General features: G+C 33.9%; 19 protein-coding genes and 2 riboswitches. Of the genes, 3 read left to right on the top strand and 16 right to left on the bottom strand.

What is annotated here, in order from left to right:
* Positions 1 to 60 precede the first annotated feature (60 nt).
* The 6 genes from spxB to K5Q13_RS02690 form a co-directional block, all read right to left on the bottom strand.
* The gene (gene spxB / locus K5Q13_RS02665; RefSeq protein WP_220739637.1) at positions 61 to 1881 is read right to left on the bottom strand and encodes a pyruvate oxidase; all 1821 of its coding nucleotides are present in this window, start codon (positions 1879 to 1881) and stop codon (positions 61 to 63) included.
* A 416-nt stretch (positions 1882 to 2297) separates the two neighbouring features.
* Positions 2298 to 3131, bottom strand: a complete 834-nt coding sequence (locus K5Q13_RS02670) for a glycosyltransferase family 8 protein (protein ID WP_220739639.1) — start codon at positions 3129 to 3131, stop codon at positions 2298 to 2300.
* A gap of 152 nt (positions 3132 to 3283) precedes the next feature.
* Complete coding sequence (locus tag K5Q13_RS02675) at positions 3284 to 3535, bottom strand: hypothetical protein (protein ID WP_220739641.1); 252 nt, start codon at positions 3533 to 3535, stop codon at positions 3284 to 3286.
* Positions 3532 to 3903 carry a hypothetical protein gene (locus K5Q13_RS02680; protein ID WP_220739643.1) on the bottom strand — a complete coding sequence of 124 codons (372 nt, stop codon included), beginning with the start codon at positions 3901 to 3903 and terminating at the stop codon, positions 3532 to 3534. Before K5Q13_RS02680 ends, K5Q13_RS02675 begins: the two co-directional genes overlap by 4 nt.
* 101 nt (positions 3904 to 4004) lie before the next feature.
* Positions 4005 to 5327, bottom strand: a complete 1323-nt coding sequence (locus K5Q13_RS02685) for a Y-family DNA polymerase (protein WP_220739645.1) — start codon at positions 5325 to 5327, stop codon at positions 4005 to 4007.
* Positions 5328 to 5450: 123 nt separating this feature from the next.
* Positions 5451 to 6488, bottom strand: coding sequence for a zinc-binding alcohol dehydrogenase family protein (locus tag K5Q13_RS02690; protein ID WP_220739647.1), 1038 nt, complete (start codon positions 6486 to 6488; stop codon positions 5451 to 5453).
* 169 nt (positions 6489 to 6657) lie between these two features.
* Between K5Q13_RS02690 and K5Q13_RS02695 the strand changes: the two genes are divergently transcribed.
* On the top strand, positions 6658 to 6993 hold the full coding sequence (locus K5Q13_RS02695) for a winged helix-turn-helix transcriptional regulator (RefSeq protein WP_220739649.1): 336 nt from the start codon (positions 6658 to 6660) through the stop codon (positions 6991 to 6993).
* Positions 6994 to 7064: 71 nt separating this feature from the next.
* On the opposite strand, the gene thiM is transcribed toward K5Q13_RS02695, so the two are convergent.
* The 7 genes from thiM to K5Q13_RS02730 all read right to left on the bottom strand — a co-directional run bounded on the left by thiM (position 7065) and on the right by K5Q13_RS02730 (position 14087).
* Positions 7065 to 7895 carry a hydroxyethylthiazole kinase gene (gene thiM / locus K5Q13_RS02700; protein WP_220739651.1) on the bottom strand — a complete coding sequence of 277 codons (831 nt, stop codon included), beginning with the start codon at positions 7893 to 7895 and terminating at the stop codon, positions 7065 to 7067.
* A complete protein-coding gene (thiW, locus tag K5Q13_RS02705) occupies positions 7892 to 8410 on the bottom strand; it encodes an energy coupling factor transporter S component ThiW (protein WP_220739653.1) in 519 nt (172 codons plus the stop codon). The genes thiM and thiW overlap by 4 nt, the downstream gene beginning before the upstream one ends.
* A 335-nt stretch (positions 8411 to 8745) precedes the next feature.
* Positions 8746 to 8834: riboswitch (TPP riboswitch) on the bottom strand.
* A 92-nt stretch (positions 8835 to 8926) separates the two neighbouring features.
* Complete coding sequence (locus K5Q13_RS02710; protein WP_220739655.1) at positions 8927 to 9334, bottom strand: GNAT family N-acetyltransferase; 408 nt, start codon at positions 9332 to 9334, stop codon at positions 8927 to 8929.
* Between the two features lie 86 nt (positions 9335 to 9420).
* On the bottom strand, positions 9421 to 10296 hold the full coding sequence (locus K5Q13_RS02715) for a phytoene/squalene synthase family protein (RefSeq protein ID WP_220739657.1): 876 nt from the start codon (positions 10294 to 10296) through the stop codon (positions 9421 to 9423).
* On the bottom strand, positions 10297 to 11781 hold the full coding sequence (locus K5Q13_RS02720; RefSeq protein ID WP_220739658.1) for a phytoene desaturase family protein: 1485 nt from the start codon (positions 11779 to 11781) through the stop codon (positions 10297 to 10299). It lies immediately after the preceding gene.
* A gap of 369 nt (positions 11782 to 12150) precedes the next feature.
* The gene (gene tenA / locus K5Q13_RS02725) at positions 12151 to 12819 is read right to left on the bottom strand and encodes a thiaminase II (protein WP_220739660.1); all 669 of its coding nucleotides are present in this window, start codon (positions 12817 to 12819) and stop codon (positions 12151 to 12153) included.
* 2 nt (positions 12820 to 12821) lie between these two features.
* A complete protein-coding gene (locus K5Q13_RS02730; protein WP_220739662.1) occupies positions 12822 to 14087 on the bottom strand; it encodes an acetylornithine deacetylase in 1266 nt (421 codons plus the stop codon).
* A gap of 87 nt (positions 14088 to 14174) precedes the next feature.
* A riboswitch (TPP riboswitch) is annotated at positions 14175 to 14263 on the bottom strand.
* Positions 14264 to 14458: 195 nt separating this feature from the next.
* Here K5Q13_RS02730 and K5Q13_RS02735 point away from each other — a divergent pair.
* Positions 14459 to 14851 (top strand): cytidine deaminase family protein, encoded by a 393-nt coding sequence (locus K5Q13_RS02735; RefSeq protein ID WP_220739664.1) that lies wholly within the window; start codon positions 14459 to 14461, stop codon positions 14849 to 14851.
* A 10-nt stretch (positions 14852 to 14861) separates the two neighbouring features.
* Here K5Q13_RS02735 and K5Q13_RS02740 read toward each other — a convergent pair whose 3' ends face one another.
* Entirely contained in the window at positions 14862 to 15020 is a 159-nt protein-coding gene (locus K5Q13_RS02740; RefSeq protein ID WP_220739666.1) for a hypothetical protein, read from the bottom strand.
* A gap of 81 nt (positions 15021 to 15101) precedes the next feature.
* Here K5Q13_RS02740 and K5Q13_RS09620 point away from each other — a divergent pair, with 81 nt between their 5' ends.
* The gene (locus K5Q13_RS09620; RefSeq protein WP_281420480.1) at positions 15102 to 15227 is read left to right on the top strand and encodes a hypothetical protein; all 126 of its coding nucleotides are present in this window, start codon (positions 15102 to 15104) and stop codon (positions 15225 to 15227) included.
* Here K5Q13_RS09620 and K5Q13_RS02745 read toward each other — a convergent pair.
* Together K5Q13_RS02745 and K5Q13_RS02750 are read right to left on the bottom strand one after the other, a co-directional pair.
* The gene (locus tag K5Q13_RS02745; protein ID WP_220739912.1) at positions 15220 to 15528 is read right to left on the bottom strand and encodes a hypothetical protein; all 309 of its coding nucleotides are present in this window, start codon (positions 15526 to 15528) and stop codon (positions 15220 to 15222) included. The genes K5Q13_RS09620 and K5Q13_RS02745 overlap by 8 nt on opposite strands.
* A gap of 153 nt (positions 15529 to 15681) precedes the next feature.
* Positions 15682 to 16194, bottom strand: a complete 513-nt coding sequence (locus K5Q13_RS02750) for a DUF6622 family protein (RefSeq protein WP_220739668.1) — start codon at positions 16192 to 16194, stop codon at positions 15682 to 15684.
* Between the last annotated feature and the right edge of the window lie 401 nt (positions 16195 to 16595).

Consider the following 16595-nt stretch of genomic DNA (forward strand, 5'->3'; position numbering starts at 1 on the left):
ATCCCACCCTGATAAAGATGTCAACTAAACATTCAAGATTATCATTTTCATAGCTATTGTTTAAAAGCTATATTTGTTATCATTGTTCTCTTTAATGTAATTTGATGTGAGATTTTCAGCTTCAAGGAATTGACGGAAAGGTACTAATTCTTGAGCTTCGTACCTTTCTTTATAGGCATTAACAACTTCTTCACTGTACAAATTTGTATCAAGCTTTAATGTTTCTACAGGAATTGGACGATCCTTAGTGATTTTTGCGTCAATAACAACAACACGTCCTTGATTGTAGTAATCCACTGCTTCCTTTACGACACGATCAACATCTTCAATACGTCTTACTGTTAGTCCAACTGCTCCTTGGGCTTCAGCAATTTTTGCATAGTCAACATCAGTAAAGTCAACACCAAAGTTATATGTGTTCGTATCCTCATACTTGTTTTTGATAAAGCCGTATTCTGTATTTGTGAAAACAACATTGATAACTGGCAAATCATAACGCACATTGGTTACAACGTCTGGATATGTCATTGAAAAGGCACCATCACCTATCAAGTTCCAAACTTGACGATCTGGATAAGTATTCTTGGCACCAATACCACCTGGTAACCCAATACCCATTGTTGCAAACAATGGTGAAGTACGCCACATATTTTTAGAAGTCATATGCAAATGACGCACGGACATCTGTGTGACATTACCCACATCAGTTGAAAAAATAGCATCCTCTGCTGCGTACTTATTGATTGCATGATAAACTTGATAGGCTTGTAGGTCGCCTTCAGTTTTTTGCTCAAGCTTATTCATGTAATCACGCCAATTTTTAACGTTTTTAACGTTTGCCTGCCACCAAGCAGATTCATCAACTGAATCAACCTTGGCAAGAATAGCATTAATTGCTTCACCGGCATCACCTAGAATAGCAACATCATTTTGGTGGCGCTTACCTAACATAGCAGGATTGTTGTCAATTTGAATGAACTTATTCACGTTACGGAATGTGCCTTCAACCTCTGAGAATGGAAAGTTTGTACCAACAAACAATACCGTGTCTGCTTCAAGAATGGCTTCATTAGCTGGCTTCCAACCAACTCGGAATGTTGAACCTGTAAAGGCCTCAAAATCCCAATCAAAAGTTTCATAGTTTTTCCCAGTTGTAATGATAGGCGCCTTCATTTTACGTGACAATTCTTGTACGGCTGAACCATGTCCCATTGTACCAATACCAGCATAAATAACAGGTCGTTTTGCTTGATTGAGTATGTCCACCGCGGCATCAATATCTTGATCATCTACCGGAGCTGACTTGTAACTCTTATACGTTAAGCCTGAAGAATACAATGGTGTTGAATACACTGAGTCAGCATCAATTTCGGTAAATCCAAAATCAGCTGGTACTTCAAGCACTGCAACACCGCGTTTAGAAATTGCTGTACGAATGGCATCATCAACTAAATGTGGTAATTGCTCTGCAGTTGCAACACGACGATTATATACCGCAATACTTTCATACATTGGATTCTGATTTAATTCTTGGAATGAATCCATGTTCAATTCACGAACCGGTTTTGATCCCAAAATCGCCAGTACAGGAACATTATCCATTGCTGCATCATATAGGCCGTTAATCAAATGTGTCGCACCAGGACCACCCGATCCGACAGCCACGCCTAATTTACCACCAAACTTCCATTGCATGACAGCTGCCATTGCACCAACTTCTTCATGTTTAACTTGTAAAAATTTAATGTTGTTTTCGGGATTCCCCATCGCGTTCATTAGACCACTTAATGTACCAGAAGGGATACCATACATTGTATCAACACCCCAACCTTCCATAACTTTCAAAGCTGCTAATCCAGCTGATATTTTCTTATCTGACATTTTACTGCCCTCCTAAAGTAACTTATTCCGTAAGCACTTTCTTTATTTGCAAATTAAATTATAAATTGCTTAAGATACAATATAAAATTACCGCATTAGGTAAAAATATTTTGTTTAATAAGCTACCTTAATCATAAATTACAACAATATTGTAAGCGTTTACATTACAGTATTAATTGTACACCATCATACTCACATTGCAAGTTAATTGAAAAAATATAAACCCAATAAATAAGTTACATGAAAATTATTTATTTTTAAAATCACTCGTTTCATTTGTATCATGAAATTTATCCACACTTTACATAAAAATTGAATGATTACTTGCGCTTTTTATATGGCTCTTGCAATCACTACACAAATTGACGCCAAATTAAAAGTCTATGATTTGAAATCATAGACTTTTATTTGGGAATTTAATAATATTCACCATAATTCAACCGTAATAGTTGTTCGTAATGTTGGTATAAGATAGCAAAACGATTCAAGCTTCTTTTTTCCCATGGCTTTGGATGACCACAGAAATGTAAAATAACTGTATTCTCAATAACCCATGATAAGTCGATATTCCCAAAACTTTTTGTGAAATGCACCATATTATCACGCGTATCATAATTCCAAATTTCCTCAGGAATACTTAAAATATGATCACTATACAGATAATTCAAAATATCTTGATCTGGTAATATCAACCGCTTAGCGTGACGTTTAATAACTGAAATAATATCATTTAGTTTGACCTTTTCCCGCATTTTAGTCAAATCCATTAACATCACACCAGAATTAAAATACGCGTTTTTATTTTGGAAACGCACATTATTTATGGTTTGGCTCACACCTGTTAGACCATTATGACTTGCCGCAGCGATCATATTATCTTTCATGTCTAGTGTCCATAATGGTTTAATCGGATTAATCACTAAAATATCAGGATCTAAATATAAAATCCGTGTCAATGTTTTGGGCAAATATTCACCACACAAAAGTCTAAAATACATTTCAGCTGGATATTGCTTCAATGTTGGTGCTGAGGACCAAACATCTATATCTACACGTATCATATGTAACTCGTAGCCTAGCTTTCTAACAAATTCTCCGAGTTGTTCACCATGCGCGTCTGAAATAGAATGATGCGCTAGCCAAATATCAAACGTATCATCTGCATTGGTTTGCTTAATTGATAATAACATCACTTTCAGCTGCGTCAGATAATTTTCATCTAACGTTGTTAATATATTAATCGTTGCCATTATTTTGTGCCATCACCTTTAAAATATAAATCGTACCACAATCTATGTATTCACATAATTTATATACAAATTACTATACCACTGATTAGTCATTTGTTGTGAACTGTTAGGACTTTTGATACACAGTCAAAAATAAAGTTGATCAATATAAATTAGTTAGTATGAACAGTCAATCCGGTCTCTTGATATATTTTTTTCGCTAGTTCCGGTATTTGAGATCGATATTCATCATCTAGACGAGCGATCTGCTGTGAATGCGTTGCATGCCCGATTCGATAATATTCAAAAAATACATTAACTTTTTTAGTATACTGTTGATTGACTAACCGCACTTCATAAATGGTGTTAGGTTGCTTTGTAAATAAATCTTTAATTTCTTCAATAATTTTCTCAACTTTATTCATTGGTCTTTTACCACTGTCCTAATGTCTTCAAAGGCAATAAATTGTTTGTTAACATAGACGCCTAGTTCGGTAAAGCCGTCTACTAAACCAGTTACATTAGGGATCAACTTTCCTTCATTATTTTTAATATTTTGTTGAACTGTTACAATACGATAATCAAAGGAAGCATGTCGTAAAATATCTTGCGCGTCATTCAATGATATTGCCGGTAATTTTTTGGTTATTTTATCTCGTTGGATAACTTCTTTTTGTAAAAAAGAAGTATGATCCGAAAGGAAATAACCATGCCATTTAATTTTTCCGCGCTCTCGATAATCATTTTTGAAATAACGATTAATAACGATACTAAAATCTTCATGATTTATCATATTACTTCCTCATTTTTATTTTCTAATTAATCACTTATGGCTAGCTGCGACAATTGTATTTCTGGTAAATTTAGAATTCACTATAACAAAGTTCTTTTCTATTAGTCATAGCTATTACCACCATTGTGCCCACCAACTAAACTAGCACGATCAATGGCTGTCCCACCGTCTTCTTTAGACATCGCTCTCATGAGAGAAGTAGTTCCAAAACGTTGGCGAATTTCATCAACTACTTGATCAATTTTGCTTGTTTTAAGGCGCAGTTCAGGTTGTTCGAAGAGATTAAGCTGTATGCCAGTATCGTCAACTAAACCACCGTAGTCAATCCCGATGTGTCTGATCACCTCACCACGCCAGTATTTTCTAAAAAGCTCAATCATAACAGCCATTAAGGTGTTGGTATCGTTGGTTGGATTAATACGATATTGTTTTCTAAAGCCATGTGACTTTTGTTTCTCGCTTTCAGCAAAAGAATAACCAATAAAAAGGCTGACTAAGCAAGTTTGTTTTTGATGTGCTCGAATTCTTGTAGCGACTTGATCAGCCATTTCTCCAATCACAATTTCAATTTCAGATTGTTTACTATAATCACGTGGTAAAACTTGAGAATTACTGTATGATTTACTTTTAGGCTTGATTTTGTCAGTCAGATCAGAGCGGTCAATCCCCCAAGATAAAGCTAATAACTGTTCACCCATTAATCCCATTTTTGATCGAAATAGGTATGGATCTTGGTGAGCTAAGTCATACATTGAATGAATATTCATCAGATTGAGCTTGTGTGCAGTTCGTGAACCAATACTCCAGATATCACTTAATTTGTTTATTGGCCACAGTTTCTGCGGGACATCTTCATAATGCCATATGCCGATTAGATTTTTGGCATGTTTTGCTTCAATATCAAGCGCAAGTTTAGCTAAAACAGGTGTATCACCAATACCAACAGTGACATAGATGCCTATTTCTGCCCGAACTTGTTTTTGAATTTTAATTGCGACCTCTACTGGTGTTTTTCCAAAAAATTGCCAAGATTCTGTCACATCAATGATAGACTCATCAATAGAGTATGGCAATAGATGCGAGTCATCAGTGTATTGGCGATAAATGTTGTTAATTCGTAAATTCTCTTGAATATAAAGGTTCATTCTGGGATGAGCAATCATTAAATTGTTACACACAGGTATATCTCGTTGACGTGTGACATTGCTAATTCCTAACATTTTTTTGGCCATCGGTGAAGCCGCTAGTACTAAACCACCATTCGTATTCTCTTGCTCAGACATCACCACCAGTAACGATTTTAATGGATGAAAGCCACGTTCAATGCTTTCAATACTGGCATAGAAACTTTTAGAATCAATCATAAATATTACACGTCGTTCTTCTTGTGCATAATCATATTCAGTTTTTTTCTGATCTACCATAGACTGTCTCCAAAACAAATACTGTATAACTTATTATACGAACAAATGTTCTGTTTGACAAGAGGATAATTTTTTATCATCACAAAAAGAGTCGTAGGCTAAACTCAGGGTTTTTCTTCTGATTTAATTATTCTCCCAACTAACCACTGTTACTTTTCCAACAGTGTGACCTGACTCTATGTCAGAATGTGCTTTTTTCATGTTTTCAGCGTTAATTGGTTTGTATGTTTTTGTTGTAATAGGTTGTAATTTTCCCTCCTCGTATAATCTTGACAGATGATTTAAAATCTCATGTTGGCTAATCATATTTTCAGTTTGATAGTATGACTTGCTATACATCCATTCCCAACTGAAAGTTACACGTTTTTTAGTTAGTTTTTGAAGATCAATTAATTTTCGGTTTTCAGTAGTAGCAGTAACCTGACCATCAGGTTTGATTAATTCAGCTATTTCATGCCAATGGGCATCTAAATTATTAAGATTTAAGATATAATTAACGTACTTATTCCCAAACTTGCGAACTTGTGTGATTAAATCTTTATGATGATCAACAACATAATTCGCACCTAACTTTTTAACCCATGCAACTGATTCTGGTTTTGATGCCGTTGCTATAACAGTTAAACCAGCTAGCTTCGCCAGCTGAATGCCTATAGAGCCAACACCTCCAGCACCATTAATAATCAAGATAGTTTTTTTGGTATTATTGGTGAACCAATCAATGCTTAATTTTTCAAATAGTGACTCATAAGCAGTTAATCCTACTAAAGGAATCGCGGCTGCCTGTGTATCATCCAAATTATTAGGCGCTAAACTAGCAATTCTTTCATCTACCAATTGCTGTTGCGCGTTGCTACCTGATCGTGTGAAATCTCCTGCATACCAAACACGATCACCAACAGTAAAGAGTGATACCTCGTCGCCTTTTGCGATAACAGTTCCGACAGCATCCCAACCAATAATTTTTGGTTTGACTAATTTGTTATTTCGACCACCTCTACGAACAAAAGTATCAACTGGATTAACTGATATACCACCAACTTTAACAAGAATATCATGCCCACTTGCGATTGGCACATCAATTAACACATTTTCAAAACTTTCGTTGTTCGTAATAGGTAAGTGGCGATAAAATCCAACTGCCTTATTTTGTTTTTCCATTTTTCTGCCTCCTGATATGGATAATGATAAACCTTTAAAACAAATTGTTAAGACGTGAATTTAATTTCACTGAGTGTCGTAATGGATACTAGGTGTCTTTTTATGCACCTAAATTTTTTAATCAATACATGCTATGATAAAATCAGTAAAAGTTAGAGGTAATCTGAAAATGAAAGAAATTTATGATTGTGATTTAGGGTGCCCTGTTCAGAACACGCTCCAATTCATAGCTGGTAAATGGAAAAGTGTCATACTTTATCATGTTTTTAAAAATGACGTGCTAAGGTTTTCTGAATTACAAGCGAAACTACCCTATGTATCAAAAAGAATGCTTGCAAAACAACTATCTGAATTAGAAGAAGACGGTATATTAGCCAAACAAATTTATCCAGTCATCCCGGTTAAAACAGAATATCGGGTAACCGAACTAGGGAGTAGCTTATACCCTGTCATTAAGGCGATGGAAATATGGGGCATCAACTACAATCAGAAGATTAAGTCATAATTTTTTATCATCCATTTTCTCCTTAAAACGAACAGTACCCACAAATATATTTTTTGTGGGTACTGTTCGTTTTAATATTCATCATCACTTAGTGAATCAATCCAGTTTTCATCCTGCCACAGTATGCTAATTTCGTCTAAAAATGATTGCCTAAAACTCTCCAAACCCTGACCTTTAGTCTTGATGAATGCTTTTTCTCCAGCAATATTGATATAGCTAATTGAAAATAAGCTAGCTAGCCAGGAATCATGACCTGCTCCCAGAACTGTTGCCATGATAGCACCAACTAGGTCTCCTGTTCCCACAATACGATCCAATGATTTAACACCGTTATTAAGTATGAGATGCCTACTATCTTGAACAATTATATCTGAAGGTCCGGTTGCTACAAATACTGTTTTGGGAAATTTACTAGCCAACACTTTCAGTGATGTTATTAATTCTTTCAAAGAAACACTGTTTTGGTCTTCTTCCGAACGATCAATGCCTTTTGCTGTTGATGATAAACCTACGAAACGCCGCATTTCTGAAATATTTCCCTTCACAATATCAGGGTAAAAACTGGTAATTTCTTTCCCTACTGCCGTGCGTTGAGGGGTAATACCATAACCAACTAAGTCAACTACCGTTGGCTTTTGTGTTTGATGAGCATAGTGACTCGCTAATTTTAAGCTTTGTTCATGATTCTCTGTCATTCTACCCATATTCAAAAATAGCGCACGCGTTGTTTTGAACAATTCCGAAAACTCACGAACATCACTACTCATAATTGGTTTACCACCAATGTATAGAATACTGTTCGCAACGGTTTCAATGGTAATATCATTTGTTATGCAATGTATTAAAGGTGAATTTTTTAATGGTAAAATAGCACTAATTTTTTGAGTATCACTTAATTTCATATTGAATCACCAATGAACAAACGCTGAATTTTTTTGAGTGAATTGATTTTCAATAAGTTAACTATCAAAAAGTAGGAAATAAATGAGCCTATGATAGTTGCGCCAATAAACCTTGGCGTATATACAAACCAATATAAGTTCTGACCTTGTCCTGTATACCAAACCATCACTGGAAATGATATCAATGATCCCACAAGTCCTGTCCCAATAAATTCTCCAAGCATTGACCAATAAATATTTCTACCGTACTTATAGAGTATTCCTGCGCCAAAAGCACCAAAAACAGCTCCGGTTAAGGCTAAAGGTGGAATACCCAAGACCAACATTCTTATAATGCCTGTCATTACAGCCATTAATACTGCATAAAATGGACCGAGAAAAACTCCAGCAATAATGTTCATGACACTTGACATTGGTGCCATGCCCTCTATTCTAAAAATCGGGGATAAGACAACATCTAGAGCAATCATAATTGTAACAATCATGATTTTTTGCAACTTTACATTTTCATTCATCATTTTTTTCCTTTTAAACGAACATATCCGACCACTACTTTTAAATCATTTGCTTGTGTTCATGCCCTAACCTATGAACTTTTTGTTCAATATTTTTTCCATCAGCCCTTTAACAACTTAAACCAATGGATTGAAGTATCTTCTAAAGCTCCCCCCTTTTCAATTGTACAAACGTCATAGCTAATGCCATTCGTTTGAAAAAATTTATCTGAATAATGCCATCAAATTACTACTAAATATCGTGCCAAAGTTTCAACAATACATTACTTTGTATTTATAATTGTGCACAAAAAAGCCGTAAACCTCAAAAGAATTCAGCGGTTTACAGCGCACAAAACGACTTAAACTTATCTTCCTTCGCAGATATTAACCTGACAGGTTCAATGGGTGTATTCTCAACCTTTCGGTACCCCAGATAAAATATTTTAATATAACAACACTATATCGCATTGCCATCCACATTGCAATAGCAGCTTTATTAAGAGCTATCAAAAATCTTAGTTCACGAGACGTGGACTATATTGGCATATAAAAAGCAACAAGTTTTCCTTGATCAGCAGAAATAAACCCGTTTTTTTCATAGAACTTTCTTACATTGGCTTCTTCATCAGTCAATAATACTTTTTGTCTCACATGCTTATATTTATTTAATACTTTCATCATCAAATTTGTGCCAACTTTTGTATTTTGATAATCGGGATGAACCAGTATATCTTGAATATATATGATTGTGCAACCATCGCCAACAACACGAACTAGCCCAATCAATTGATTATTATTCCAAGCAGTTAATATTGCAAGCGAATTATTAATGGCTTTTTCCAAAATTTCCATATTATTTGTGTAAGCAAACCACTCAACACTAGAATATAGATTTTTTAAATCATCACGAGATATTTTTTTACTTTCTGTATAACGAATCATCACACAATACTCCTATAATAGATTTTTATTTGATTTATCTAAATAAAGTCTTGTAATAAAGTAACATTTGTAAAAACCTCCAACCATTAATAACTTTTCAATAATATTTTCCCCAGTATGACTAATTTTTCAATACGGGTCACATACATACGCGTGGTTATATTTTCAAAATCGTGTTTAATCAATTTAACCAATATTTTCTTGTAAACTTCAATTGACAATTCTAATGCTACCCTACTTTTTCTATCACTAATATGAGTCATAATATTTTGACTTTCTTCGTAATTTTTCAATGATTTGTTAGACAGTATTTTGAAAATACCTTTCAAATTATCGCTTGTAGGATAGTCCAAAAGTTCTTTGTGACTCACACCATATTTGTACAAAAGTCGTTCGGGTATAAAATAACGTCCCTCTAGAGCATCTTCATGGACATCTCGTAAGATATTAGTTAATTGCAAGGCAATACCTACTTCGATAACTTTTTGTTTGATTGCATCAATTGAATTTGGTGATAAAATACTATAAATCATGCATCCCACTGTACCTGCAACTTGGTAACAATAAGTCTCAAGCTGCGTCATCGTAGTGATGTTTTCACCATTTAAATCATGTTGCTGCCCTACAATCATGTCTTCCAAAAATTTATTGTCAATCGAAAATGTTTGGAAGATATATGCTACTTTTTCACTAATATTTGATTGGTGATTAATTATGATACTATTTTTTTGAGAAGCCTTTTCCCAATTTAAAACAAGTTCATTAAATTTACTATGATTACTAGTATCTGCTGCATCGTCAAGTTGTCTCAAAAAATCATATATCACAAAAATACTATAGGCTTGATAACTCGGTAATTTTGAAAAAGCAAAGTAAAAAGAAGAAGATTGTTCTTTAATTATTTGTTTACTTATACAAAAATATTTTAAAACTGGTTCTATTGCTATTTGTTCAAGGGCCATTTATAGGTCCCTCATAACTTCCTTAGCAGTTAATTCACCACTTGTAACAACAATAGGAACACCGGCACCAGGATGAACACTGGCACCTGCAAAATACAAATTGTCAATCTTTGAATGTTTATTATGCGGCCTAAAATAATTACTTTGTTTTAATGTTGGCTTCAATCCGAACGCTGCCCCATACGCGCTATTATATTTATTTTTGAAAGTATCTGGCGTATGAATACTTTGGTATACAATATGTTCATTGAGTCCCACCAATCCCAACTCTTTTTCAACCTTCTTAATAATTTTTTCAGAAAAATTTGTCACTACTTCTGTTGACCAATTTTCATTTTCTTTTAAATTAGCTACAGGTACTAAAACATAAAGTGCAGACTGATCTTGTGGCGCAAAAGTATCGTCAATGGCACTAGGATTATACACATAAAATGATGGATCTTCTGGTAAGACACCGGTATCAATATCTTCGACATTTTTTTCAAAATTATTTGCCATTTTAATTGTATGCAAATTCAGTTCAGCATATTTTGTATCTACACCGAGGTACAATAAGAAACAAGACATTGAATAATCCATGCTTTGCACTTTTTTTTCAGAGTACTTACCTTTCTTTGTATCTGAAATATCTAATAAATCAGTCATGGTATAAGGAAAGTCTGAATTTGCAATAACAGCATCAGATTTTTCAAGATTTCCATTAATCAAAAGGCCATTAACATGTTTATTCTGTGGCACAACAATCTTAGTAACTTCAGAATTGTAAATCACTTCCCCACCAAGCTCTAAGAAACGTTTTTCTAATGCTTTAGCATATTCAAACATACCACCTTTAATAAACCAAACACCATATACCAACTCAATCATAGGGATAATATTATATATTGACGGACCACTAAATGGAGAAATTCCAATATATAAGGTTTGAAAAGATAGTAAATATTGTAAATTAGTGTTTGAAACATTTTTTTGAATTGCTTCAAAAGAGGACGAGAATGTCTTTAACTTATAAGCATGCCACAAGGTTTTGAAATTAAAGAAATCTTTGGGACCTCTAAAACTTTTGTAAATAAAATTGTCTTTTGCATTGATATATTTGCCATATATATCTGTCAAATACTTTAAAAACCCTAACATTTCGGATTCATCATATGCCTCAAACTCGCGAGCGAGATCTGTCAAATCTGATGATAAGGCAACTTTCCCTTCGCCAGTAATGACATCCATAAAAGGATTAACTCTTTCCAAACTAAAATAATCTTCATAGTTAACCCCGCTGTCTGTAAACGGCTTTTTATAAACATCCGGCATCATAACAATTGTCGGTCCAGTGTCAAATTTAAATCCTTTTTCCTGGATAATGTCCATTTTGCCACCAGGGTGACTATTTTTCTCGAATATTTTTACATTATATCCGTTATTTTGCAAATAGATTGCTGAAGTGAGGCCACCAATACCAGCACCAATTATTGAAATTGTCTTCATTATTTATAACCTCTTTCTTCCTGCATTCCATTTTATCTTATTTTACATAAATTATCTTTGTATATTCTTGATTTGATAGAAAAATTATTTAAAAAATAATAATTAATTTGTATAAGCATGCAGCCCATTAAAATCAACTTCTATTCAGCTCGCCATCTAATGAAAATTAGTAATTTTTTTCAGTTCAGAACTACATTTTTAAAATCTAATAACGTGAATAATGTCAGTAATTTTTTATTTTATATAAAATAAAAAAAGCTCAAATTTTTTGAACTTTTACTAAGGTATTTATTGACTTATAAAATTAATAATAGTCGCCTAAATTTCCCCTTAAATCGATCTTTTATTCATTATTTATAAATCAACCTGTTACGACAACAACCATTTTTCCTCCTGATAAGACATTTCCCAAAAAAGTACTTCATATCGTAATGAATTTTTGAAAATATTTGTTAAGTGTATTCGCTGACTAGCTGTTTGTTGTGCTGTGAGGCTATCAAACTGCTGAATTAACCACCTAGTCAGATTATTAAATTCTGGTGAACTATACATCGCAATCCACTCACCGTAAAGCGCATGTTTAGCACCAGGTGATTGGGTCAAACTCTTACCAATTTCAGCATAGCCCCACATACATGGTAATAGTACTGCTAAAAGCTCTGATTGTCCGCCAGTTTGAGCAACTGACAATAAATAATTTGTATAGGCTAAAGTTGTGGGCGCTGGTTGTGATGATGCCAAGGTCATCTCACTAATATTAAACTGAGCAGCATATTTACGGTGTAATGCCATTTCATCGGTTAGAGTGGCATGCAGGAGCGATGAAAAGTGTGCCATAGTTGCTAAATCCGTACTTTTGAGGGCACCAATGGCAAATACTTTGGCATAATCAATCAGATAAACATAATCTTGTATCATATAATATTTAAACTTCTCTATTGGCAAAGTACCAGATCCAATTTCTTTCACAAATGGATGGTTGAGATTAGCTTGCCAAATGTTGTCAATCTCTATCAAAATTTCTTGACTGAATCCCATATTTACTCCCTTCTAGTGTGTGTCCATGTCACAATAAAACGCGCTAAAGATTGACTATATTTCACTAAACGTTCAATTGAAATACTTTCATCAACTGCATGCGCATTATCCAAATCACCCGGACCATATATGGCAGCTGGAATGCGGGCATCACCAAACCAACCACCATCAGTAACACTTGTTGAAAAAGAAGTCTTAGTTTTAGTGCCAAATGTAGCTTGATGTGCATCTAATAATGTTTGGATAGCGAGATGATTATCATCTATCTCTAATGCTGGGAAAATTTCACCTCGATCTTCAATCATAGAATTTCCTCCCCACCTAAAGGTGGGTAAATGATCCTTTAACCACGGATCTGCCTGTGCTAAGCGAGTCACAAACAACTCGATTTCTTCTGTGACAGATTGATAGGTTTCATTGGGATAAAAGTGGACCGTTACCCATAAGCGTGCTTCATCTGCAACGAATGCTGCATGTCGACCACCTTCAATAACTGCTGGATTAATCGTATTTGTGCCAGCAGGAAATCCTGGATATATTTTGTTTATTGCCCAATCACGTTCCAATTCTTGCAATCCGATAATTATTTTCGCCATTTTTTCAATTGCACTTGCAGCTCTTAAGCCACCACCGGCATGAATCATTTGACGACGTAGCCCATCATGATAAGTCTTATCACTTTTAATTGTTATCCAACCTGTAATAACACCACCTTGGCCTTGAACTTCTAAATCACTTGAATCTGTTACAAGTGCAAAATCAGCTGTATAACCATGCTCAATGGTTGATCTTGTCCCAGCTTCACCCACTTCCTCACCAATAACTGATTCAAATAATATTTTCCCTGGTAAAATGATATTCTGATCATTCAAAATCTTGAGGGCAAATAATGCTGCTGCTAGTCCACCTTTCATATCTGAGACACCACGACCAATTAATCGCTTATCGCAAATATTGGTTTCAAAAGGTGAAAAGGTCCATTTTTCATCAGGATTTAACGATGCGACATCCATATGCCCGTTAATAATTAAGCTTTGATATGACGCATCACCTGATTTAGTGCCAACCACGATATCGTCATTATCATATAATGCCCATTGATCAATGTTAAATCCCAAAGGTCGTAGATAATCAGCAACAAAAGTTTGAGCTTTGTGTGTATTTCGTGCTGGTGGTGCCGTTGTATCAAAAGCGACTAAGCGTTTAACTAAGTCGATTAGTTCATCCTGCTGTGACTCAATTTGTTGAACAATTTTTGTTAAATCCATTTTTCCTCCAATAAAAAAACACCTTTGCCAACAGACAAAAGTGCTTAAAAATTGATTTAAGCATGTGTTGCTAACAGAAAAATCCTGTTACATCACAATTCACTTTCCTCCGCTGGTATTATCCATCTCAGGTTCAAAGGGTTCTTCTCAGCCATTTGGCGCCCCTAGTGTATTCTTTAATTATCAACTGATTGTAACTTATTTTCACATACTTGTCAAAATATCTTAATAGTTTACCTTCTTAATCACCTAATTTTCTAGTTTTAGCTGCCGTTTAGTCGGTATTTTTGTTTTTTACTTGCGCAAATACTTTTTGTAAAAATATTTATGTTAATATGAAAACAACTCATAAGAATGGAGAATTGAACAGTATGTCATCATTTAATACTTGGAATGAGCTATATGAAAAATCAATAGATGTGGGAACAGAAAATAAAGTATCTGAGTCTTTTTACACTGGTAGTGTGGGCGCCGCTATTTTGTCTGATACCGATAATATTTATAGCGGTGTTTCAATTGATACCGCTTGTTCGATTGGATTTTGCGCTGAAAGAAACGCAATTGGCACAATGGTAACCAACGGAGACAAAAAAATAACCAAAATGGTTGCTACCAAGAATGGTAAAGTAATTATGCCTTGTGGTGTCTGTCGAGAGTTTATGATGCAATTAGGACATGATAGCAAAAACATTGAAATTTTAGCAAGCTTGGAACCTTTGAGCACAGTTTTACTAAAAGATTTGCTGCCTAATTATTGGGCATGATGATAAAAATTCATTTCGTTACAACATAAACTATCAATCCAATGATCACTAAAGTAATTAAGGCAATAATTTCCTTCACACCAATTAAAGCAAGGCCACGTTCTGGGTGATTTGTCACTTCATTTAGCGTATTATCTAAATGAGTACGTCCAAAATCATCTTTTTTCATACACAACTTCCTTTTTACGTTTTTTTTAAATAATTTATTCGGTTATATCATAATTAAATTTAAAACACAAAGGAAGACAAAATGATCCCAATTAACCTGTTTAAAGAAGATAAAGTAATACCATATAATGCCTTTGGTGTACAATTTGATGAACTTTTGAGTTTAGTTCCAACTTGCCAGCGTCACGCCATTTCAACAATTAAATAAAAATTACTAGTGTAATCAAAATTATTGTTATGAACAATCTGACAATATGATGCTTGATATGAAAAGACTTGTTTTGAAAGCCATTCAAAATAGCAGTTAATTGAAAAATGATTAGCCCAATAATTGCTACTATTTTGAATGACGCTATATCAGCAAAATTAGAAAACAAAATAGCTAGTCCCGTCAATAAATTTAATAGATTACCCCAACGTCCTTTGGATTTTAGTTCCGCTACTGATGCAACTATCATTAGTAATGCATACAACGAGATAATTATCTTTACGATGACAATAAAAATCATTTCCACAGTCTCTTCTCTTTTTAATTTAAAAATAAGTTAATTTTATCATATTTTTATTAATAAAATGATTTATAAACTATTAAATATCATTTGCAGTTGCTAGAATTGTAAACACTTTAAAACAATATTCGAGCTATCAATAAACAAATCCCACTATGAATTTGTCAATTTTTTCTTTGCTATAAAAGTTTTATAAATGCCGCCAAAGAATAATCCAACTGTGAATCCAGAAATTATGCCATAAAAAATATTGAAGTTCGTTTGGATATAAAGTGTTGGATGGATCGCTAAAATAACATTCAGACTATATTTTACTAGAAAATTAGTTAGCATAATAACCAAGGGTAGAATGCTACCCGCTTGAATTAATTGTCCTTTCTTAACATAAAAGGATCGTTGCATATAAAGTAAATAACTAAATAGAAAACCCAGAATCAACGCAAACAAGTAAAAACTCAATAACTTATTTGGAAAAGCAAACTTATTTACCACTGTATCTAGACCCCAGATAACAAAAACAAGAGGCATTATGATTGACCTTTTTATATTAGTCGGACTATCATTTAGTAATGCTAATCCTCGTTTAACTATTATTACCAGAACGACCCATACCCAGAAAGGCGTGTTATGAATGATTTCGCAAATGAATTTTAGACTATTAACCATGCTTGATAATTCCACTCTTTACTCAAATTTAGTTGTATGAAATGATATTCCTACACAATAAGCAATCCAGTTCAATGAATTTTTATATAATAAATATCTTTCAACACTCAATATCATACTAAAAAAGTTACTGCTGAAATTTTAATTGAAATAAGCGGTTAAAAAAAAAGATAACCGGTCAATACGCAAGTATAAGTGGTTGCTACTCGCATTTACACGTTGACCTTTCGGGATATCTTAATGAACATAATAACATTATAACTTCATCCTCAAAACTGTTCACAAATATTTTAAGTGTGTATTTATCATACCTCGTTCACTGTTTAGCATTTATAAACTCAATTAAATGTTTTCTAAATAAACTATAGTTCAATAGAACGCATTTAATTATTTAGTATGTA

The sequence above is a fragment of the Leuconostoc miyukkimchii genome (assembly GCF_019656055.1).
Classification (GTDB): Bacteria; Bacillota; Bacilli; order Lactobacillales; family Lactobacillaceae; genus Leuconostoc; species Leuconostoc miyukkimchii.

What these genes read in the sequence shown, in the direction of transcription:
- K5Q13_RS02690 (WP_220739647.1), bottom strand. Translation starts at nt 6,488, where the DNA reads ATGGAAAAACAAAATAAGGCAGTTGGATTTTATCGCCACTTACCTATT.
- K5Q13_RS02710 (WP_220739655.1), bottom strand. Translation starts at nt 9,334, where the DNA reads ATGATTCGTTATACAGAAAGTAAAAAAATATCTCGTGATGATTTAAAA.
- K5Q13_RS02730 (WP_220739662.1), bottom strand. Translation starts at nt 14,087, where the DNA reads ATGGATTTAACAAAAATTGTTCAACAAATTGAGTCACAGCAGGATGAA.
- K5Q13_RS02720 (WP_220739658.1), bottom strand. Translation starts at nt 11,781, where the DNA reads ATGAAGACAATTTCAATAATTGGTGCTGGTATTGGTGGCCTCACTTCA.
- thiW (WP_220739653.1), bottom strand. Translation starts at nt 8,410, where the DNA reads ATGAATGAAAATGTAAAGTTGCAAAAAATCATGATTGTTACAATTATG.
- K5Q13_RS02675 (WP_220739641.1), bottom strand. Translation starts at nt 3,535, where the DNA reads ATGAATAAAGTTGAGAAAATTATTGAAGAAATTAAAGATTTATTTACA.
- K5Q13_RS02735 (WP_220739664.1), top strand. Translation starts at nt 14,459, where the DNA reads ATGTCATCATTTAATACTTGGAATGAGCTATATGAAAAATCAATAGAT.
- K5Q13_RS09620 (WP_281420480.1), top strand. Translation starts at nt 15,102, where the DNA reads ATGATCCCAATTAACCTGTTTAAAGAAGATAAAGTAATACCATATAAT.
- K5Q13_RS02745 (WP_220739912.1), bottom strand. Translation starts at nt 15,528, where the DNA reads ATGATTTTTATTGTCATCGTAAAGATAATTATCTCGTTGTATGCATTA.
- spxB (WP_220739637.1), bottom strand. Translation starts at nt 1,881, where the DNA reads ATGTCAGATAAGAAAATATCAGCTGGATTAGCAGCTTTGAAAGTTATG.
- tenA (WP_220739660.1), bottom strand. Translation starts at nt 12,819, where the DNA reads ATGGGATTCAGTCAAGAAATTTTGATAGAGATTGACAACATTTGGCAA.
- thiM (WP_220739651.1), bottom strand. Translation starts at nt 7,895, where the DNA reads ATGAAATTAAGTGATACTCAAAAAATTAGTGCTATTTTACCATTAAAA.
- K5Q13_RS02695 (WP_220739649.1), top strand. Translation starts at nt 6,658, where the DNA reads ATGAAAGAAATTTATGATTGTGATTTAGGGTGCCCTGTTCAGAACACG.
- K5Q13_RS02670 (WP_220739639.1), bottom strand. Translation starts at nt 3,131, where the DNA reads ATGGCAACGATTAATATATTAACAACGTTAGATGAAAATTATCTGACG.
- K5Q13_RS02680 (WP_220739643.1), bottom strand. Translation starts at nt 3,903, where the DNA reads ATGATAAATCATGAAGATTTTAGTATCGTTATTAATCGTTATTTCAAA.
- K5Q13_RS02740 (WP_220739666.1), bottom strand. Translation starts at nt 15,020, where the DNA reads ATGAAAAAAGATGATTTTGGACGTACTCATTTAGATAATACGCTAAAT.
- K5Q13_RS02715 (WP_220739657.1), bottom strand. Translation starts at nt 10,296, where the DNA reads ATGGCCCTTGAACAAATAGCAATAGAACCAGTTTTAAAATATTTTTGT.
- K5Q13_RS02750 (WP_220739668.1), bottom strand. Translation starts at nt 16,194, where the DNA reads ATGGTTAATAGTCTAAAATTCATTTGCGAAATCATTCATAACACGCCT.
- K5Q13_RS02685 (WP_220739645.1), bottom strand. Translation starts at nt 5,327, where the DNA reads ATGGTAGATCAGAAAAAAACTGAATATGATTATGCACAAGAAGAACGA.